Here is an 18,387-nt window from a genome sequence, read left to right as displayed (position 1 = left end):
GGTAAAACGTTACTCGTCGTCCATTGAAATTGTAAAAGCAGCGCACGGTGTGCCTTGATGAAACACCATTTGCCATTGCTGTGCGCTATTTTTACGCCATAACGACATGCGAAGTGAATAATTAAATTCGGCACGGGCTGAGCGCCTATACGCTGCTTGATAACTTATTTGCGCCACATCTATACTCAACATTCGGCCTTTAAAATGCTGATTATAAAACTGCGGCACCACCTCTGTGGGTAGGTGTGTGAGTACTTGATATTTATTAAACGACGTGCCATTAGCAGCAATTTCGATAAACTCATCGTCGAGTAAAGCGTCGAGTGCACGCTCTGATTGGCGAACTTCAGGCTCAAGTAATTGACGCTCAGCCTCAATTAAATGATTAAACAACGACGCTTTAATTTTGCTGCTCATGTGCTTCCCTATTGCTTGTATATTTGCCCTGCTTTCATAACAAATTGCACGTTTTTAAGTACGTTTATGTCTTCAAGTGGCGAACCATTTACGCTGATAATATCTGCTTGCTTACCAACACTCAAGTCGCCTAACTGATGGCTTTGCCCTAACAATTTAGCAGCATACACTGTGGCTGACCTTATTGCATGCGCCTCACTCATTCCATTACTTACCATTAAACCAAACTCGTTTGCATTAAGACCATGACGCGATACACCCGAGTCGGTACCAAAGGCAATGTTTACCTTGTTTTTAAGCGCTAACTTAAACGACGCCTGCATTTTAGGCGTTACTTCTCGCACTTTATTCGCAATTGCCGCTGGCATATTAGGATTAGTAAGTACCTCTTCACTTACCGTGGCACCAGCAAGCAGTGTGGGAACTAAATAGGCCTGCGTTTTGTTGAATAAATCGACTGTTTTTTTATCTAAATAAGACCCGTGCTCTATTGAGTCAACCCCAGCTCTAAGTGCTGCTTTAATTCCTTCTGTTCCGTGGGCATGCGCTGTTACCTTACGCCCTAAATGATGCGCTGTATCTACAATAGCAGCAAGCTCATCATCAGTGAGTTGTTGATTCACTCCCGCTGCGGTATTACTCAACACACCACCCGTTGCAGTAATTTTAATTACATCAGCACCACTTTTAATAACTTCTCTCACAGCACGGCGGCAATCGTCAGCGCCATTACAAATGCCTAATGTCGTTTTAAAAACATCGGTTATGTCTTTTCTGTAGCCATGAATATCAGCATGACCGCCGCTTGGCGATATTGTATTACCGGCTGCAAAAATACGAGGTCCTGCAATGTCTTGTCGTTCAATTGCTCGTTTTAACGGAAAAATAACTTGATAGTCGCTGCCTAAATCACGCACCGACGTAAAGCCGGCATCAAGCGTACGCTGTAAATATTTAATAGAACGAAGCGCATAATCGGCTTCATATTCTGTAGCCCAACGGTGTGGGTTTGCTTTAGCGTCACGTTCAAAAGTTACATGCACATGCATATCAATCAAACCTGGCATAACAAACTGGTTTTTTAAATTAACTATTTCAGCATCGGGTAAATTAAGTACTGACTTTGATACATAACCGTCTTTAATAGCCGTTATTTTGTCATTGGTAACAACTAAGGTTTGTTCTTTTTTTAATGCCTGCTCAGGTGCTACAAGTAAACTACCTGCGTAAATGATTTTAGATTGTGCTGCGTTTACATTATTAACGAACATTGCCAATACAATTGACGATAATGTTGTGAGTGCTGTTTTCATACATGCTCCTTTTTTATACTAGCTTTACTCTAAAAAACCTTTAATAGCGAATATTTACGATACAAAGCATGCTATAAACTAGTCTTATAAGTCGAATTTTGGTATAACTTGCCGGTAATAAATTGAAGTTATACCACCTTAAGAGAACACACTATGCCATACGCACATATCACTGGTTGGGGCAAATGCATACCACCAGCAAGTATTAGCAACGATGAAATTAGCGAAATAGTTGATACCACCGACGAGTGGATCACCACGCGTACTGGCATCAAATCTCGCCGTGTAAGCCATGTAAGTACGGCAGAGCTGGCAACTGTTGCTGCAAAACACGCACTTGCTTGCGCAGGTATTGACGCAAAAGACATTGATCTTGTCATACTTGCAACTTGTACGCCTTCAACAGTTGTTGCAAATACGGCATCTCAAGTGCAAAAAAATATTGGCGCAACAGGCGCAGCCGCCATGGATACAAATGCTGCGTGTTCTGGCTTTTTATACGCATTACAAGCTGCTACTGCGCAAATTCAAGCAGGCATGATCAAAAAAGCAGTCGTTATTGCTGCTGAACGAATGACTTGGTATGTAAACTGGGCGCGCCGCGACAGTGCAGTGCTATTTGGTGATGGCGCTGGTGCTGTGGTACTGGAAGCTGCAGAAACACCGGCAGGTTTACTTGGCACTAAAACAGGGTGTGATAGTGAAGACCGCGACATTCTTCATATTACTAACTTTGGTAGTGATTTGAACAAATATGAACCCATTGGACCATCTGATCTGTTATTTGAAGGCAGAGAAATATTCAAACGTGCCGTAAAAGGTATGAGTGAAGCCTGTGACGACGTTCTTGAGCAAGCTAATTTAAGCCTAGACGACATAAACGTACTAGTACCACATCAGGCTAATTTACGCATAATTCAGGCAATCCAGCACCGTTTAAAAGTACCTGATGAAAAAGTAATGGTTAACATTGCAGATTATGGCAACACATCAGCTGCAACCATTGCTATTGCGCTATGTGAAGCAGTTGAACAAGGGTTAATAAAGCCTCATTCAAATATTATGTCTGCGGCTTTTGGCGCGGGTTTAACATGGGCTGCAAGCTACATAAAATGGGGCGAACGTGTAACTCCAATTAGCGTTAGCGACGCACAATTAGCACCTTGCACCCAAACAGGTTTAGAGCTTGTGGCGCCAGCTGTAAAAGCATGTAAAGACGCTGAATAAGCTTGCTTTAAAAACGTATAATTAAAACGCACTTTTTAGTGCGTTTTTTATTTAAGGAAGATAAATTTATGGAGCTTCTAGGTATTCATCATGCTGCAATTATTTGCTGTAATTATCCTCGCTCTAAACATTTTTATAGTGAAATTTTAAAACTCAACATTATTAACGAGCATTACAGGGAAAAGCGTAATTCATATAAGTTAGACTTAGCAATGCCTGATGGTAGTCAAGTTGAGTTGTTTTCGTTTAAGGGTGCGCCCTCAAGGCCTAGTTATCCGGAAGCACAAGGCTTACGCCATTTAGCGTTTAAAGTCGACAATGTAACTAAAGCAAAAGAATATTTAGAAAGTAAAAGTGTGGCAGTTGAAGAGATTAGAATTGATGAAATTACAGGTAAAAAATTTACTTTTTTTGCCGACCCAGATGATTTACCGCTAGAGCTATATGAAGTTTAAGCTTCATATAGCGCTAATGTTTTACGGGTAATTAATGATTAAAGCGGTTTTGCAAATAGTTAAACACGGCTCTAATGCCAAGTGCTTCACCGCCAGTAGGGCGACCTGGCAGCGCACGTAAATTCCATGCCATCACATCAAAATGGACCCAAGGCGTGGTTGGCTCTACAAATTCTTTTAAGTAAAGTGCGGCGGTAATTGCGCCACCAAATGGTGTACTTGCACTATTAGCCATATCTGCTACATCACTTTTCAAAAATCCACGATACTGCTCAAATAAAGGCAACTGCCAAACAGGGTCATTCACACTGATTCCTGCATCAATTATACCATTTGCTACATCACGCTCTGTAGAAAAGAAACCAGGTAACTCAGTACCTAACGCTACACGACATGCCCCCGTTAATGTTGCAAAATCAATAATAAGCTCCGGATTATCGTTTTGTGCTTCACTTAACGCGTCACACAAAACTAAACGCCCTTCAGCATCCGTGTTATCTATTTCAACCATAATACCTTTGCGCGTTTTTACAACATCGCCCGGGCGAAATGCATTTCGCGACACCGCATTTTCAACTGCCGGTACTAATACTCTCAAACGGACAGGCAATTTAGCAGCCATAATCAGCTGAGCTAATGCAATAACATGCGCAGCACCGCCCATGTCTTTTTTCATATTACGCATACCATTGCTTGGCTTTAAGTCGAGCCCGCCAGAGTCAAAACACACACCTTTACCAACAAGCGTTATTAGTGGCGCATCATCTGCTCCCCACTTTAAATCAAGCAAACGCGGTTTATTCTCGCTTGCACGACCTACCATATGAATAGTTGGGTAGTTTTGCTCTAACAATTCATCGCCTATCCACTGTGAAAAATCACCGCCATGAGTTGAAGCCAAATCTTCCATCACTTGCGATAAATGTTGCGGCATCATATCGACGGCAGGTGTGTTTACTAAATCACGCGCTAAAAAAATAGCTTCCGCTTGCTGTTTGATACGCGTGTAAAGCTGTTCATCGCCAATACACAACTCGGCTTTAACAGTCGGTTTTTCTTTGTATTCACTAAATTCGTAGCCACCAAGAACAAATCCTAATGCCACAAACTCTATAAACGTATCGTCACCTTGAATTTGATAACTACCCACTGGTAGCGTATTGGCCAAATTGCCAGCAGCCCAAAAGTCGTTTGGGCTTTGCATTAAACAAATTACTTGGGACAACTCTCCGGAATTGCTATCGGGAATTAACGCTAAACCTTGCTTTTCAAAGCCTGTATTGTTTAGCCAATTTTGAATAAATGTTGGCTGCTTTGATTGCCAATCAGAGAGTTCGCTTTTAAGAATAAATGATAAAGGAATACCAGAAGATGTATTGCGAAGTAATGCACTCATTAAATAGCTCATAAATTGTAAAAATTGTTCTTATGAGGATATCAATAAGCACTATTAAAAGGTATCGCTAATTGTCGAGTTTTTAGTGTTATTTATTGTGTATATCTTTTTTAACTGATTCTTGATGCGATTGTTCTATTTCGTTATCGAGTTCTTTTATTGATTTATTAATGCTAAACGAGCTGGGCAATACATCCACCCCCACTAACCGCCCTAGCTTAACAACAAGTGGAATAGTAACGGGTGAAAAAGGAAGCACAGCAAATACGCCCAACCCAAGGCCTTTTAAAATATCGACAAACTGCTCATTCGCTCGTTTAAGCTCTGCACTATTTGTTTGCCCTTGTGTATAACGCTTATATATGGCCAACATTTCTTTGGTTTCTTGTTTTTCTTGTGCAAGTGCAATTTTAAGCGCCACCATAGCGCGACGAAAACGAAGCTGCTGACGCTTTTTACTAATTTTTACTACACGCCAAGGGGCACGGTGAATAACTTTATATAATCGCATTTCTATATTTTCACACATGCTGTTGGGTTAACAAAGAATAATTTACTTGATTATGACTATACTTTATCCTTTGCACCAAACTAGTGCCAAAAAGTATTAACTATGACTGATTTAACAACTCAAATTCCACAAAAACCTGAAAAACCAAAATCTGATGAATGTTGCGGCAGTGGCAATTGTTATTCATGTGTGTGGGATGAATATAGAGAAAAATTAGCAACATGGAAATTAACAAATTTGCAAACTAAAACAAAAAACCAGGATGACATTTAAAAAGCCAACCTCGAAAAACCCTCCCCCACCTGCATTAATATTCCCAATTATAACCCAACCTGCACACAAATGGTTGTAAGTAGCACTAAAATGCACCACCTTTGGATTTTTTACCTAATTAAAGTTTTGTTATTTAATAGTTAATTAATAATTGCTCTTGTTGTTTTTTATGTATAGTCTGTATTCAGGAGTTAACAGAAGGTGAGTATTTACGCTCTTTTGATTCGATATTTCAATCGCGTAAAACCACTCTGTTCGTTCCACAATTATGATTAAGGCGTGCTTTAAAGTACGACTAAAACAAAATTATTCTAACTGGGGAAATTTAGAATGAAATTAAAAAATAATACGCTAAACCAAGCGATTAAATTTGCATTAGCCACAACCACCGCCGGATTATTCATCTCGGGCTCTGCAATAGCAGCAGATGAACAAAGCGAAGTTAAAGTTAATAAAAATGTAGAGAAAATTGCTGTAGTAGGTACGCGTTCAGCTCCACGTTCAATTGGTGATTCACCCGTTCCTATTGATATCATAGGTGGCGAAGAGCTAGAAAAGTCAGGTAACACTGACATGCTAGAACTTCTTAAAGGCTCAGTTCCTTCTTTCAACGTTCATCAAAACCCTATTAGTGATGCAGCATCACTAGTTCGCCCTGCTAACCTTCGTGGTTTACCATCAGACAGCACGCTAGTACTTTTAAACGGCAAACGTCGTCACCGTGCATCTGTAATCGCATTTCTAGGTGGTGGTATTAACGATGGTGCACAAGGCGCCGATATTTCAGTTATTCCTAGCATTGCAATTAAACAAGTAGAAGTACTTCGTGACGGTGCAGCCGCTCAGTACGGTTCTGATGCTATTGCAGGTGTAATGAACTTCCAATTAAAAGACGCTTCAGAAGGCGGTAAGTTTGAAGTTCGTAAAGGTCAATATTTTGAAGGCGACGGCGATACAACTCAAATTTCTGGTAACGTAGGTTTACCGTTTACAGACAGTGGTTTTGCAAACTTAAGCTTCCAATACAAAACAGCAGATGCAACGAGTCGTTCAGTTCAACGCCCAGATGCAGCAGGTTTTGCAGCAGCAGGCGTACCTGATGTTTCGTCTCTTGCTCAAGTTTGGGGTGCACCAGAAGTTGATGACGATATCTCACTTTTTGGTAATGTAGGCCTAGACTTAACAAACAACTCACAATTTTACATGTTTGGTAACTACTCTGAGCGCGATGTACGTGGTGGCTTTTACTATCGTAACCCGCATACTCGTTCAGGTGTATATTCAAACGATGATGGCGCAACACTCCTTGTTGCAGACTTAACTGACGACATGAGCGGTAACTGTCCTACCATTTCAATTACAGATGGTAATGTATTAGACGACCCGGCTTACGTAAACGGCGTAGCTAACAACCCAGATTGTTTTGCATTTAACGAAATGATCCCGGGTGGTTTTACACCAAACTTTGGTGGGAACATCACTGATACCTCTTTAACCATTGGTACAAAAGGTGAATTTACAGACGGCTTCATGAAAGACGTATTGTATGATTTAAGCGGTACTGTGGGTCTAAATGAATCTCGTTACTTTATTTACAACACAGTTAATGCATCTTTAGGCCCAGACACACCTCGTGATTTTAGTCCGGGTAAATACGAGCAGCTAGAGAAAAACTTTAATTTAGATCTATCTAAAGGCTACGACTTTGGCCTAGCATATGATGTGAACGTAGCCGGTGGTTTAGAGTGGCATGAAGAAACATTCACCGTTATTTCTGGTGATGAAGCATCTTACACAGCGGGTCCATTAACAGCGCAAGGCTTTGGCATTGGCTCAAACGGCTTCCCTGGTTTCAAACCGTCGCAAGCAGGTGAGTTTACACGCCGTAACTACGCAGCATTTGTAGACGTTGAAGCACCATTTACAGAAGACTTCTTAATGGGCTTAGCGCTTCGCTTTGAAGACTACGACTCGTTTGGTAGCACAACAAACTACAAATTAATGGCTCAGTACCATGTAACTGAAGACCTAAATATTCGTGGTTCAATTAGCACAGGTTTCCGTGCACCAACTGTTGGTCAAGCAAACGTAAGTAACGTTCAAACAAACTTAAGTGATGGTGTGTTAAGAGATTCTGCATTATTACCACCAACAAACCCTGTTGCTGTTCAACTTGGTGGTACGGAGCTACAACCTGAAGAATCGCAAAGTTATACATTTGGTGCAGTTTATACAATTGGCGATTTGTTCCTAACTGTTGATTACTACAACATTCAAGTTGAAGACCGTATCAGTCAATCTGAAAAAATTACGCTTAGCCAAGCTGATAAAGATACACTTTCAGCTGCGGGTGTACCTAATGTTGAAGGTCTTGCGCAAGTTAGTTTCTTCACTAATGACTTTGATACAACAACTCAAGGTGTTGATGTTGTAGCTAATTACACAGCAGATATTTTAGGTGGCAGCTCTACATTTAGCCTTGCTTACAACTGGAATGAAACTGAAGTAACTAAGTTCAGTGATATTACGGGTGAGTTTAAAGTTAAACGCCTAGAAGAAGACTTACCTAACCACCGTGCAACACTTACGTGGGCACAACAGTGGGAATCAATCTCTGCGTTTACTCGTCTTAACTACTATGGCGAATATCAAGGTGTTCATGTTGATTACGATGCAACAGCTAAAACAGCAGACGCATCTGTAACACTTGATGCAGAAATTACGTACTTTGTGAACGATTCAATCAGCTTCTCTGTAGGTGCACAAAACTTACTTGACCAAGATGCTGAAAAACTTGATTTCCAAGATGCAACGGGTATCCCAAATAATAACTGGGGTGGTAAATACTACGAAACATCTCCTTACGGTATTAACGGTGGTTTCTACTACGCTAAGGCCACGTATACTTTCTAATTTTTAGAATGAAAGCATTAAGGCGAAATGTTAAGACATTTCGCCTTTTTTATTTTATAGTAAATAAAAAATAAAATGCCCCACTATGCTACTAGATAAAGCCAACAAACTGCTCGAACAAAATAAGCTCAAAGAAGCTGAATTTCATTACAAAACGATACTTGCTACTGAGCCCGAAAATGGCGAAGCCTTATTTGGTTTAGGTAAAATAGCACTAAGACTAGAAAAGTTTGATGCCGCAGTTTATTTACTACAAAAAGCCTGCGAACGTTTACCCCACATGTTAGAACCGCTTCACGCATTGGCAGACGCTTTTAATGGTGTTAATTCACCACAGGACGCACTTACCGTATTAGAATATGCAAAAAGCCTAGCAAGCCATAACCCTGAACCACATTATTACTTAGCCCAGCATTATTTAACACATGGTGATTTGGATAAAGCGCACACAACATTTGCACACGCATTGAGTATGGGCTTATACCCTGTCACAGCCTATATTTTGTTTGAATTAGTACAACTTGGCCGTTTTAATAAAGAACACAATTACATTAGTAATTTGCATCACTTAGTAACTCAAACTAACAACCTACGTCTTAAAATGGTGTGTTACTACGCATTAGGCAAAAGTTACGATAAACTAAACGATACAGATCAAGCTTTTAACTATTTTGAGCTAGCAAATACGCTACAATATAAATTAAGTACGTTTACAACCAAAGAGCTTGACCCTTTTTATGATCAGATCATTAAATTCAATACTCTTGATTTATTGGCTACACGTGAAGAAGACTTTTCCGCAACAATCACGCCTGTATTTATAATTGGCATGCCAAGAAGCGGGTCAACTCTACTAGAGCAAATGCTTATAAGTCATAGCGAATGTTCAAGCCTAGGCGAAAACACGAGTATTAGTAATAATGTTGTTGCCTTTTTAGAGCAAAAAACCAAAACTTCGTATCCTCAGTGCTTAGCAAATTTAACGCCTGGCCTAATTAATCAAGCTCGTAATATTTATATTGATACACTAAAAACAGCGACACCGTTAAGGCCGATTATTATTAATAAGCTACCAAGCAATTATCAATCGCTCGGGCTGATTTATATTTTATTTCCAAACGCTAAGTTTATTAATTTATCACGTAACGTTAATGCCACAGCATTTTCTGTATTTAGTAACTATTTTGCTGAGAACGAGCCGTACTTTTGCTCTTTAACTGAATTTAAGCACTACCATGGCTTATATGAAAAACTAATGACACATTGGAATACTTTAAGATTACCTGTGTTTAATTTAGCCTATGAAGACTTAGTAAATAATCCTAAAGACCAATTAAATACTCTTTTTGAGTTTTTAGGGTGTAAATATGAGCAAAACTGCTTATCGTTTTACAATCAAAAAAGAGCCGTCACAACACTGAGCAAACAAGCTGTTCGCCAGCCAGTAAATACAAATGCCGTTAGTAAATGGGAACGATACCAAGTCCCCTTGCTCAAGCTAATGAACAAGGGTGACTCTTAAACCATTGAAGTAAATCGTTAAATTGCTCTTTACGGGCTATTGGATGAGTTAACATATTTATGTGGTCGTAATCTATACGGTGTCCATGGCGACGACCATAAATACGCATTTGTTGGATACCAGGGCCAGATTCATCAATAAACCTTTGAATATCAACTGGCTGCGCTAATGCTTTATCTTTAACCGCTGCAATATGTAGCGTAGGTGGCAAATGAAGTGAACGCAATGCTTTTGCATAATCAAAATTATCATCGGAATCAACCCAAGGCTTTTTTTTAGCCCACTGCATGCTTTGATAATGCGACTTTTGGGTTTCGTCGTCACTTCCCCACTTTAAGCGCTTTGCAGGTAAATACCCGTGCTTTTTAGCTAGTAATGGCGCCATAAAATACCAAATAAAATTAGCTTGAAGTAACTTTTTTGGATGATTGTTAAACAGTGAGCGTTTTGAACCAAAGTAAACACATGCTTTTACATCATCAATATAATGTGGAAAGCGTGCAAATACGCTATTCATTAAAACGCCACCCCACGAATGCGCCACCCAGTAATCTGGTTTAGAACCTTCGAGCTGCTCAATTTTGTTAATAAACGCGGGAATATCTTCTAATATAGCTTCGGTTTGCCCATAGGCAGCAGATTTAGATATAACAGGCTTACTTTCTCCGCGCCCACGCAGATCAGCGACATAGCAACGATATCCGTGCTCAGCTAAAAATGGAGCAAGACCTTTATTACTATGTGTATAAAAAATTTTGCCATTTTCGACTGCACCATGCATAAAGAATACGATGGGACCATTTTGTTGTTCATCGAATATTTTGCGTAAATGCAGTGTTTGTTTATCTGCTAAATTTATAGTTATTGATTGTTGAGAAATGGCCACGCTTAATCCTTATTGTTACCCTCAACTCATCGTACCAGTATTTTTAAATATGCCAAAGTAATTGTCTGCACTTTAATTACGAGGATTTGTTACAATTAACTATTGATATAGAGTGCTAAAATAAATTCATGACTAAAAATACACCACGTGCAAAACTACACCCACGCAATCAGCATAATAACGGTTACGATTTTAACTTACTAACAGCAGCGCTGCCGGCTTTAAGCCCTTATATAGTTAACACGCCTGCAGGTACTAAAAGTATTGACTTTGCAAATAATAAAGCAGTAAAAACACTCAACCAAGCGCTACTCAAAGCGCACTATAATATTGAATTTTGGGATATTCCCGAGCACAACTTATGCCCACCAATACCAGGGCGGGTAGACTATATCCATCACTTGGCCGATCTATTAAGCGAAGATAATAAACAAACAATCCCTCAAGGTAAGCAGGTTAAAGTACTTGATATAGGTACTGGTGCAAATTTAGTTTATCCATTAACAGGGACGAGTGAATATAACTGGCACTTCACTGGCTCAGATATAGACCCTGTCTCGGTTAAAATAGCCAAGCAAATTGCACAATTTAATGCCTTAAAAATAACGGTTAAGCTGCAAAAAAAACCGGCTAATATATTTAAAGGTGTTATAAACCAAAAAGATTTATATCACTTAACGCTTTGTAACCCGCCATTTCATGCAAGCGAACAAGAGGCAAAAAAAGGAAGTGAACGAAAATGGAAAAACTTAGGAAAAGCGCCCAGTAAAACGCTTAACTTTGGTGGTAACAACAACGAGCTTTGGTGCGAAGGTGGTGAAGTACAATTTATTACAACAATGATTGCAGAAAGTGAAGAATTTGCACAACAAGTGTTGTGGTTTACATCTTTAGTCTCAAAAAAAGACTCACTTAGTGCACTTGAAGCAAAACTAAAAACATACCCAATTGCGGAATATAAAATTATTGATATGGCTCAAGGGCAAAAAGTTAGCCGATTTCTTGCTTGGAGTTACTTTGATAAAGAGACGCGTGAACACATTTGTAATGAACTTGATTAAATAAGAAAAAGAAAAAATATGATAGATTTTCGTTCAGATACGGTCACCAAGCCAACAAAAGAAATGCGCGATATCATGTACAGTGCACCAGTCGGTGATGATGTTTATGGCGACGATGAAAGTGTAAATAACCTAGAAAACTTCGCTTCTACTCGTTTTAATTTTGAAGCCGCACTTTTTTGCAGCTCTGGAACACAAGCAAATTTACTTGGTTTAATGGCACATTGTGAACGTGGGGACGAATATATTTGTGGCCAAAATGCGCATAATTATAAATTTGAAGGTGGTGGTGCAGCAGTTCTAGGCTCTATACAGCCACAACCGATAGAAAACGAACAAAACGGTTCCATTAATTTCAATAAAATAGCCGCTGCAATTAAACCAGACGATAGCCACTTTGCAAAAACGCGATTACTAAGCCTAGAAAATACCATTGGCGGTAAAGTACTTAGCCTAGAGTACCTTGCCCAAGCACGGGACTTTGTTAATGAGCATAATTTAGCTCTGCATTTAGATGGCGCACGTGCGTTTAATGCATCAGTTGAGTTAGAAGTTGATATTAAACAAATAACGAAACATTTTGACTCTGTGTCTATTTGCTTATCTAAAGGGTTAGGTGCACCGGTTGGATCATTATTATTGGGGTCATCTTCGTTGGTAAATAAAGCTAGGCGATGGCGTAAAGTACTTGGTGGTGGTATGCGACAAGCCGGAATGCTCGCTGCTGCGGGGCAATATGCGCTTGAAAATAACATAAGTCGCTTAAAAGACGATCATGCTAATGCGCGCTACCTAGCTGAATGTTTAAGCTCACTTGAAGGCTTTAACGTAGATATGAGTAATACGACCAATATGGTGTATGCATCTTGTGATGAAGATTTTAATATTGTAGATATAGCTGCGAAGCTAAAACAGCAAGGTGTTCTAATAAGCCCAAGTAAACAACTCAGGCTAGTTACGCATTTAGGGATAACTCGAAAAGATATAGACACCTTTATTAACGCGTTATCGGCCCATATTTAAAGCGGCTTTGTAATGTTTGCGGCATACCGATACATAACGATCGTTGCCGCCAATTTCAACTTGATTACCATCGGCAATGGCATCACCATTTTCATCGGTACGTAATACGTGATTGGCTTTGCGCCCACAATGGCACACCGTTTTAAGCTCAATTAATTTATCAGCCCAAGCTAGTAGGTATTGAGAGCCAACAAACAACTCACCTCTAAAGTCGTTTCGTAAACCGTAGCAAAGCACAGGAATGCCTAACTCATCTACTACATCCGTTAACTGCATGACTTGCTCTTTGGATAAAAACTGACATTCATCGACTAATATACAATGGCGTTTTTTTTCATTGTTAAGTAATTGAATCAAATCATAAACATCTTTACTTGCATCAAATACATGTGCATCTGCTTGCAAACCTATTCGAGACGAAACCTTGCCAACACCTTCTCTATCGTCAATAGCTGCAGTGAGGATAACTGGCTCCATACCTCGCTCTTTATAATTAAAAGCCGATTGTAATAAGGTGGTAGATTTTCCCGCATTCATTGCAGAATAGTAAAAGTATAATTGAGCCATGATGGTGCCAAGTTACAAAAAGTGCGCTTATGCTACCCTAATATGCACTGAATACCAATTTCAAACGCCAAATAAGCTTATGATTTAAAGTATTAGTTTTGAGGTTGTTTGGCAGAATTTAAATAATCAATGTAGATAGGAGCCGAATCAAATTCACTAACCCACTGCCACATTTTATGACTAAGCGTCGGATGATTTTCATAAAATTGATGCGAAAAAACTAAATAACCAAGCGTAAATTCGTATGGGGGAAATAGTGCTTTTACATCGGTGTCACTATAAGGGTAACTAGACGTTTTAATTTTATTAACTTGGCAAATATCTATGCTTGAGTCCACAACCCCTTTGTTAAGTAGCTCAAATGCATTTTTTTTAGATACCGTCTCGTGAACAAAAAGAGGTTCTTTTTTTAAAACAGCGCTCAAGCCATAACCGCTTGGCACAGCAATTGTAAATGTTTTGGTATTAAACTTATCGCGTGATTGCCATTGCGATCGAAATTTATCACGACCTAACAAGCAGCTGCCAAACCTGCTAATAGCAAACTGAGCATTAGGTTTTGCATCTTCATCCATTGGGTAAACGGCTATTCGCTCTCTGCCTTCTCTGAAGCTAGCAATAACTGCATTTACTTTATTTGATTCAAGATCCTTCAAGCACCTTCGCCAAGGTTTTCTTACAAACTCAATATCAACACCATCAACTGCGTCGTCCAATAGCCGGAGTACGTCTGCCGAAGCTCCGGGCCTTTGAATCGGAATCTCTTGCCCTGTACCTAAAAACATTGGCGCAATTTCCTTGTCTTCATAGCAAAAAAGCAACTTTTTAGCAGCGGCGTTTGCGCCATTAATTGGTAAGATACATAAAAAGATAAATATATAAAATAGTGTATTAAATTGCATAGCTATTTTTTATTGGAGTATTTTTTATAGTGTAACCTTTATAATATATGATACAAAACTTAAGGCTACTAATTCACAAAACCCCTTCGTGTTTTAGGAGCCAGCGTTTTCTTTCGAGTCCACCAGCGTATCCTGTGAGCGTTGCATTTGCGCCAATAATTCTATGACAAGGCACGATAATGCTAATTGGGTTTTTACCGTTAGCTGCCCCCACCGCTCTTACCGCTTTTGGGTTATTTAATGCGTGAGCAATATCACCATACGTATTGGTTTTACCGTAAGGAACATCTAAAAGTGCGTTCCATACACTTTTTTGAAATTCAGTCCCTTTAGTATCCAATGGAACACTAAATGTTTTACGCTTTTTATTAAAATACTCTTTTAATTGCAGCGCACAGCTTAATATCGGCTCATTAGTTACTTTAGCAAGAGGCACATGTGGGTAGGTTTCAAGCGGATAAAAGCCAACGTAACTCACCCCTTTTTCAGTTGCTTGAATTATTATATTGTCTATGGGACTTGTTATGTATGTTTGAATAATCATGATAGTTGCTGCCAAAGTTGAAACGTTAAATAGGAACGAAATGGGGTGCACTTTTCACTGTTAAACGAACTTGCCGCAGCTTGTGCTTTTTTAATTCCTAAATCACCATCAAGTAATATATCGGGTTGGCTTTGCCCTCTTAATTTTGCATAGTTCACAGTCCATGGGCCTATTCCTTTTAAGTCAAGCCATAAATCTAAGTCACTATTGCCAGGGTTATTGGCGCAAAACAAAGCTAAATTATGTAGCGCATTTTTGCGCGCTTGTGGCATTTTAAAAAAATCAAAGCTGCTTTGTGCTACCTGTTCGGCACTCGGAAAATACACATGGTTTACGTCTTTTTCTCCGAGCTCATCAACTAGTTTAGTGACTAAGCTATGCGCTGCGGCTACGCTTACTTGTTGTCCTAGCACAGCCCTAATACCAGCCTCAAACTCTGACCAAATACCTGGCAACCTAAGTCCGTTACACAGTGTGAATGCATTGTTTATGTTTGTATTTAAATGAGTTTCTATTAAATTAATATCAGCATCTAAGTCTAGAACCCGCCGTATGTTATTTATAACTGTTTGCAAATATTGCGTGTCGTCTATCTCTACCTTTACTTTAAAGTGATGTTTACTTTCGATAAATTCGGCAGTGAAACATCCTTTATAAAGCGTATTTGAAAACGTACGCCCGTAGCTATTTTCCGAAATCCATTCAACAGGTTTAATTAAACGTTTTTCTATAAACGAGCGTAAAGCAAGCCAATTATAAGGAGGCCTAAAAGGAAGGGTTAAGGCAAGTGACGTACTTTGAATTTTGGTATTTTGACGCAGTGCTGATGGTGTCATATTTAATTGTTTGAAAAAAGCATCGTTAAATCGCCTTGTACTTTTAAAACCTGCCGCGTATGCAATGTCGGTTAGCGATAAATGCGTTTCTTGTATCAGCTTTTTTGCAAAATGACATTGCTTAAATAAACGATATTGCGTAAGCGACAAACCAAAATGTTGTTTAAACAAACGTCTTAAATATCGGCTACTCACTCCTAACCTTTCAGCTAACTTTTCGCAATCATGTTCATCGTATTGATCAATGAGCTGCTTTGCCCTCAAAGCGGTTGTTTTGACCCCTTGCCAAGCCGCACTTCCCGGTGCACTGTCAGGCCTACAACGAATGCAAGGCCTAAAACCGTCTTGCGCTGCATTATGAGCAAACTCATAATAAATAACATTTTTTTCAAGCGCAGTAGGCGCTGGACAAATAGGCCTGCAGTAAATACCCGTACTTTTTACCGCAACATAAAAAAGACCATCAAATCGGTGATCGCGACTTTGACGTGCTTCTTGCCAGTAAGATGAAATCATAAATAGCTCTTTTAATAAGTGACTAGCACAAAGTTTAAATAAATTTTTAACCATTGCTAGCCACAATCGGAACTTAACTATTTAGCAAAATCTATTAACTCTTGACCCGTCAAGCGATAAATAATCCATTCAGTTTGGGGCTTTGCACCTATACTGTCATAAAAATCTATAGCAGGCTTATTCCAATCCAAAACAACCCATTCAAAACGGCCACAATTATTGCTCAACGCCTTATTAGCTAAATGCTTCATTATGGCTTTACCAGCACCTTTACCACGGCTATCTGGACTTACGTATAAATCTTCAAGATACAATCCGTTTTTACCTAGCCAAGTAGAATAATTGTAAAAATAAACTGCAAAGCCTATAGGTTCATCGCCATCTAAACATATAATACTGTGCGCTGTGGCGCCTTCGCTAAATAATGTCTCTAAAATAGCTTGCTCATTTGTTTTGACCGCATCTGGCTCTTTTTCATATATCGCAAGCTCTGTAATAAAATGTAAGATAATTTTGGCATCGCTTGGCTTCGCATCGCGAATTATAATTGACTTGCTCATAGTAGTGACCCTAAGTGTGCTGCACTATTGTTAAATTAAAATATGTGTTCAGTAAGTATTTATGGTGCTGATAATGTATTACACACCATGAAATTAATGTGTGTTTGAGTATGCCATACATTAATTAGCTTAATTGATTAATAAACAAAAAATATAATTGAATTAAAAACTATTAATGTGGTTTGCTATTTTTTGCACCTGAGTTCAGCGCTATAAAGTTAATTACGACACCCGTATTACCTAAGCTGTTTTAAATATATTCAAGCTACTCTTATTCAAGCAAAAATTGATTGTGTGCCCAAAACGCAGAGAGCCTATAAAGCAAGCAACAATGCAAACTTAAATAAGAATCAAAACCAATAGTAACACAATGATTTTTATAGAGAAAACTTGCAATTACTTGGTTTTACACTACACTAGCCATAATTAACAAAGCTATGGTGGCATATCATGAAAGGTAATCAAAAAGTAATCGACGCATTTAATGCGCTACTCGCCAACGAGTTAGCTGCAATCGATCAGTATTTTATACACTCTCGCATGTATGATGATTGGGGTTTAAATAAACTTTATGAGCGCCTTAATCATGAAATGGAAGAAGAAAAAGACCATGCTGACTGGTTAATCAAACGTATTTTATTTTTAGAAGGTGTCCCAAACCTTACCAAGCGTCGTGATTTGCTTATTGGAAACGATGTTAAAAGCATGATGCAAAATGATTTAACACTCGAACTAGAAGTTGTAGCCTGCGTAAAAGATGTAATTGCCATCTGTGAAGAACAGCAAGACTATCAATCTCGTGCAATACTCCAAAAACTATTGTTCGATACAGAAGAAGACCACGTTTACTGGTTAGAACAACAACTTGGCCTAATTGAAAAAATTGGCTCAGAAAATTACCATCAATCTCAAATGGGTTAGCAGGAGCTAAAGTTATGAAAGGCGACTTAGAGGTCATTAAAGCGTTAAATAGCGTACTTGCTAATGAACTTGTCGGAATTAATCAATACTTTTTACATGCACGTATGTTTAAAGACTTTGGTTTTAGCCAGCTTGATAAAGCAGACTACAAAGTGTCAATTCAAAAAATGAAAAACGCCGATCGTTTAATTGAGCGTATTTTATTTTTAGAGGGTTTACCAAACCTACAAGACTTAGGCCGTTTACGTATTGGTGAAAACAGCGAAGAAATGATTGCTGCTAACATGAGCTTTGAGCTTGATACTATAGACGAACTTCGCGCTGCGGTTAAATTAGCTGAAAGTAAAAAAGACTACATTAGCCGAGAAGCACTCGGCCATATTTTAAACGAGCAAGAAGAGCAAATGGACTGGCTAGAAACACAACAACAGCTTATTGAGAATGTTGGTATAGAAAATTATCTTCAATCTCAACTTTAACAACACGTTATAAGCATAAAAAAAGCAGCCATATGGCTGCTTTTTTTATGTAATATTTTTTAAAA

At 38.9% G+C, this 18,387-nt stretch carries 19 protein-coding genes; 9 read left to right on the top strand and 10 right to left on the bottom strand.

Annotated elements, in window-relative coordinates:
• Positions 1–9: 9 nt before the first annotated feature.
• Together PMAN_RS17795 and PMAN_RS17790 are read right to left on the bottom strand one after the other, a co-directional pair.
• On the bottom strand, positions 10–417 hold the full coding sequence (locus tag PMAN_RS17795) for a nuclear transport factor 2 family protein (RefSeq protein ID WP_010556762.1): 408 nt from the start codon (positions 415–417) through the stop codon (positions 10–12).
• An 8-nt stretch (positions 418–425) separates the two neighbouring features.
• A complete protein-coding gene (locus PMAN_RS17790) occupies positions 426–1,730 on the bottom strand; it encodes a metal-dependent hydrolase family protein (RefSeq protein ID WP_010556763.1) in 1,305 nt (434 codons plus the stop codon).
• Between the two features lie 153 nt (positions 1,731–1,883).
• Between PMAN_RS17790 and PMAN_RS17785 the strand changes: the two genes are divergently transcribed.
• Positions 1,884–2,957, top strand: coding sequence for a ketoacyl-ACP synthase III (locus PMAN_RS17785; RefSeq protein ID WP_006791646.1), 1,074 nt, complete (start codon positions 1,884–1,886; stop codon positions 2,955–2,957).
• Positions 2,958–3,025: 68 nt separating this feature from the next.
• Positions 3,026–3,412 carry an SMU1112c/YaeR family gloxylase I-like metalloprotein gene (gloA2, locus tag PMAN_RS17780; RefSeq protein WP_010556764.1) on the top strand — a complete coding sequence of 129 codons (387 nt, stop codon included), beginning with the start codon at positions 3,026–3,028 and terminating at the stop codon, positions 3,410–3,412.
• Positions 3,413–3,443: 31 nt separating this feature from the next.
• On the opposite strand, the gene PMAN_RS17775 is transcribed toward gloA2, so the two are convergent.
• Positions 3,444–4,808, bottom strand: a complete 1,365-nt coding sequence (locus tag PMAN_RS17775; protein ID WP_010556765.1) for a leucyl aminopeptidase family protein — start codon at positions 4,806–4,808, stop codon at positions 3,444–3,446.
• An 88-nt stretch (positions 4,809–4,896) separates the two neighbouring features.
• Entirely contained in the window at positions 4,897–5,319 is a 423-nt protein-coding gene (locus tag PMAN_RS17770; protein WP_021032409.1) for a hypothetical protein, read from the bottom strand.
• Between the two features lie 102 nt (positions 5,320–5,421).
• Between PMAN_RS17770 and PMAN_RS17765 the strand changes: the two genes are divergently transcribed.
• From PMAN_RS17765 to PMAN_RS17755, 3 genes are all read left to right on the top strand, one after another.
• A complete protein-coding gene (locus PMAN_RS17765) occupies positions 5,422–5,592 on the top strand; it encodes an oxidoreductase-like domain-containing protein (protein ID WP_010556767.1) in 171 nt (56 codons plus the stop codon).
• A 330-nt stretch (positions 5,593–5,922) separates the two neighbouring features.
• Positions 5,923–8,505, top strand: coding sequence for a TonB-dependent receptor plug domain-containing protein (locus PMAN_RS17760; protein ID WP_010556768.1), 2,583 nt, complete (start codon positions 5,923–5,925; stop codon positions 8,503–8,505).
• Positions 8,506–8,590: 85 nt separating this feature from the next.
• Positions 8,591–10,027, top strand: coding sequence for a tetratricopeptide repeat-containing sulfotransferase family protein (locus PMAN_RS17755; protein ID WP_010556769.1), 1,437 nt, complete (start codon positions 8,591–8,593; stop codon positions 10,025–10,027).
• On the opposite strand, the gene PMAN_RS17750 is transcribed toward PMAN_RS17755, so the two are convergent.
• Positions 9,999–10,913 (bottom strand): alpha/beta fold hydrolase, encoded by a 915-nt coding sequence (locus tag PMAN_RS17750; protein ID WP_010556770.1) that lies wholly within the window; start codon positions 10,911–10,913, stop codon positions 9,999–10,001. The two genes, PMAN_RS17755 and PMAN_RS17750, sit on opposite strands and share 29 nt — an antisense overlap.
• A gap of 128 nt (positions 10,914–11,041) precedes the next feature.
• Between PMAN_RS17750 and rlmF the strand changes: the two genes are divergently transcribed.
• Both rlmF and ltaE read left to right on the top strand, forming a co-directional pair.
• Positions 11,042–11,974, top strand: coding sequence for a 23S rRNA (adenine(1618)-N(6))-methyltransferase RlmF (rlmF, locus tag PMAN_RS17745; protein ID WP_010556771.1), 933 nt, complete (start codon positions 11,042–11,044; stop codon positions 11,972–11,974).
• Between the two features lie 18 nt (positions 11,975–11,992).
• Entirely contained in the window at positions 11,993–12,997 is a 1,005-nt protein-coding gene (ltaE, locus tag PMAN_RS17740) for a low-specificity L-threonine aldolase (protein WP_010556772.1), read from the top strand.
• Here the strand turns inward: ltaE and PMAN_RS17735 are convergent.
• The 5 genes from PMAN_RS17735 to PMAN_RS17715 all read right to left on the bottom strand — a co-directional run bounded on the left by PMAN_RS17735 (position 12,980) and on the right by PMAN_RS17715 (position 16,922).
• Positions 12,980–13,564, bottom strand: coding sequence for a thymidine kinase (locus PMAN_RS17735; protein ID WP_010556773.1), 585 nt, complete (start codon positions 13,562–13,564; stop codon positions 12,980–12,982). The genes ltaE and PMAN_RS17735 overlap by 18 nt on opposite strands.
• A 92-nt stretch (positions 13,565–13,656) precedes the next feature.
• Entirely contained in the window at positions 13,657–14,466 is an 810-nt protein-coding gene (locus PMAN_RS17730) for a hypothetical protein (protein ID WP_010556774.1), read from the bottom strand.
• 73 nt (positions 14,467–14,539) lie between these two features.
• The gene (locus tag PMAN_RS17725; RefSeq protein WP_010556775.1) at positions 14,540–15,010 is read right to left on the bottom strand and encodes a methylated-DNA--[protein]-cysteine S-methyltransferase; all 471 of its coding nucleotides are present in this window, start codon (positions 15,008–15,010) and stop codon (positions 14,540–14,542) included.
• A complete protein-coding gene (locus PMAN_RS17720; RefSeq protein ID WP_033035319.1) occupies positions 15,007–16,362 on the bottom strand; it encodes a DNA-3-methyladenine glycosylase 2 family protein in 1,356 nt (451 codons plus the stop codon). The genes PMAN_RS17725 and PMAN_RS17720 overlap by 4 nt, the downstream gene beginning before the upstream one ends.
• A 77-nt stretch (positions 16,363–16,439) precedes the next feature.
• Complete coding sequence (locus tag PMAN_RS17715; RefSeq protein WP_010556777.1) at positions 16,440–16,922, bottom strand: GNAT family N-acetyltransferase; 483 nt, start codon at positions 16,920–16,922, stop codon at positions 16,440–16,442.
• Positions 16,923–17,372: 450 nt separating this feature from the next.
• Here PMAN_RS17715 and bfr (PMAN_RS17710) point away from each other — a divergent pair, with 450 nt between their 5' ends.
• Together bfr (PMAN_RS17710) and bfr (PMAN_RS17705) are read left to right on the top strand one after the other, a co-directional pair.
• Positions 17,373–17,843, top strand: a complete 471-nt coding sequence (gene bfr / locus PMAN_RS17710) for a bacterioferritin (RefSeq protein ID WP_006791631.1) — start codon at positions 17,373–17,375, stop codon at positions 17,841–17,843.
• Between the two features lie 14 nt (positions 17,844–17,857).
• Positions 17,858–18,322 carry a bacterioferritin gene (gene bfr, locus PMAN_RS17705; RefSeq protein ID WP_010556778.1) on the top strand — a complete coding sequence of 155 codons (465 nt, stop codon included), beginning with the start codon at positions 17,858–17,860 and terminating at the stop codon, positions 18,320–18,322.
• The last annotated feature ends 65 nt before the right edge of the window (positions 18,323–18,387 follow it).

The organism is Pseudoalteromonas marina (assembly GCF_000238335.3).
GTDB lineage: Bacteria > Pseudomonadota > Gammaproteobacteria > Enterobacterales > Alteromonadaceae > Pseudoalteromonas > Pseudoalteromonas marina.
This window is presented reverse-complemented; position numbering and strand designations above follow the sequence as displayed.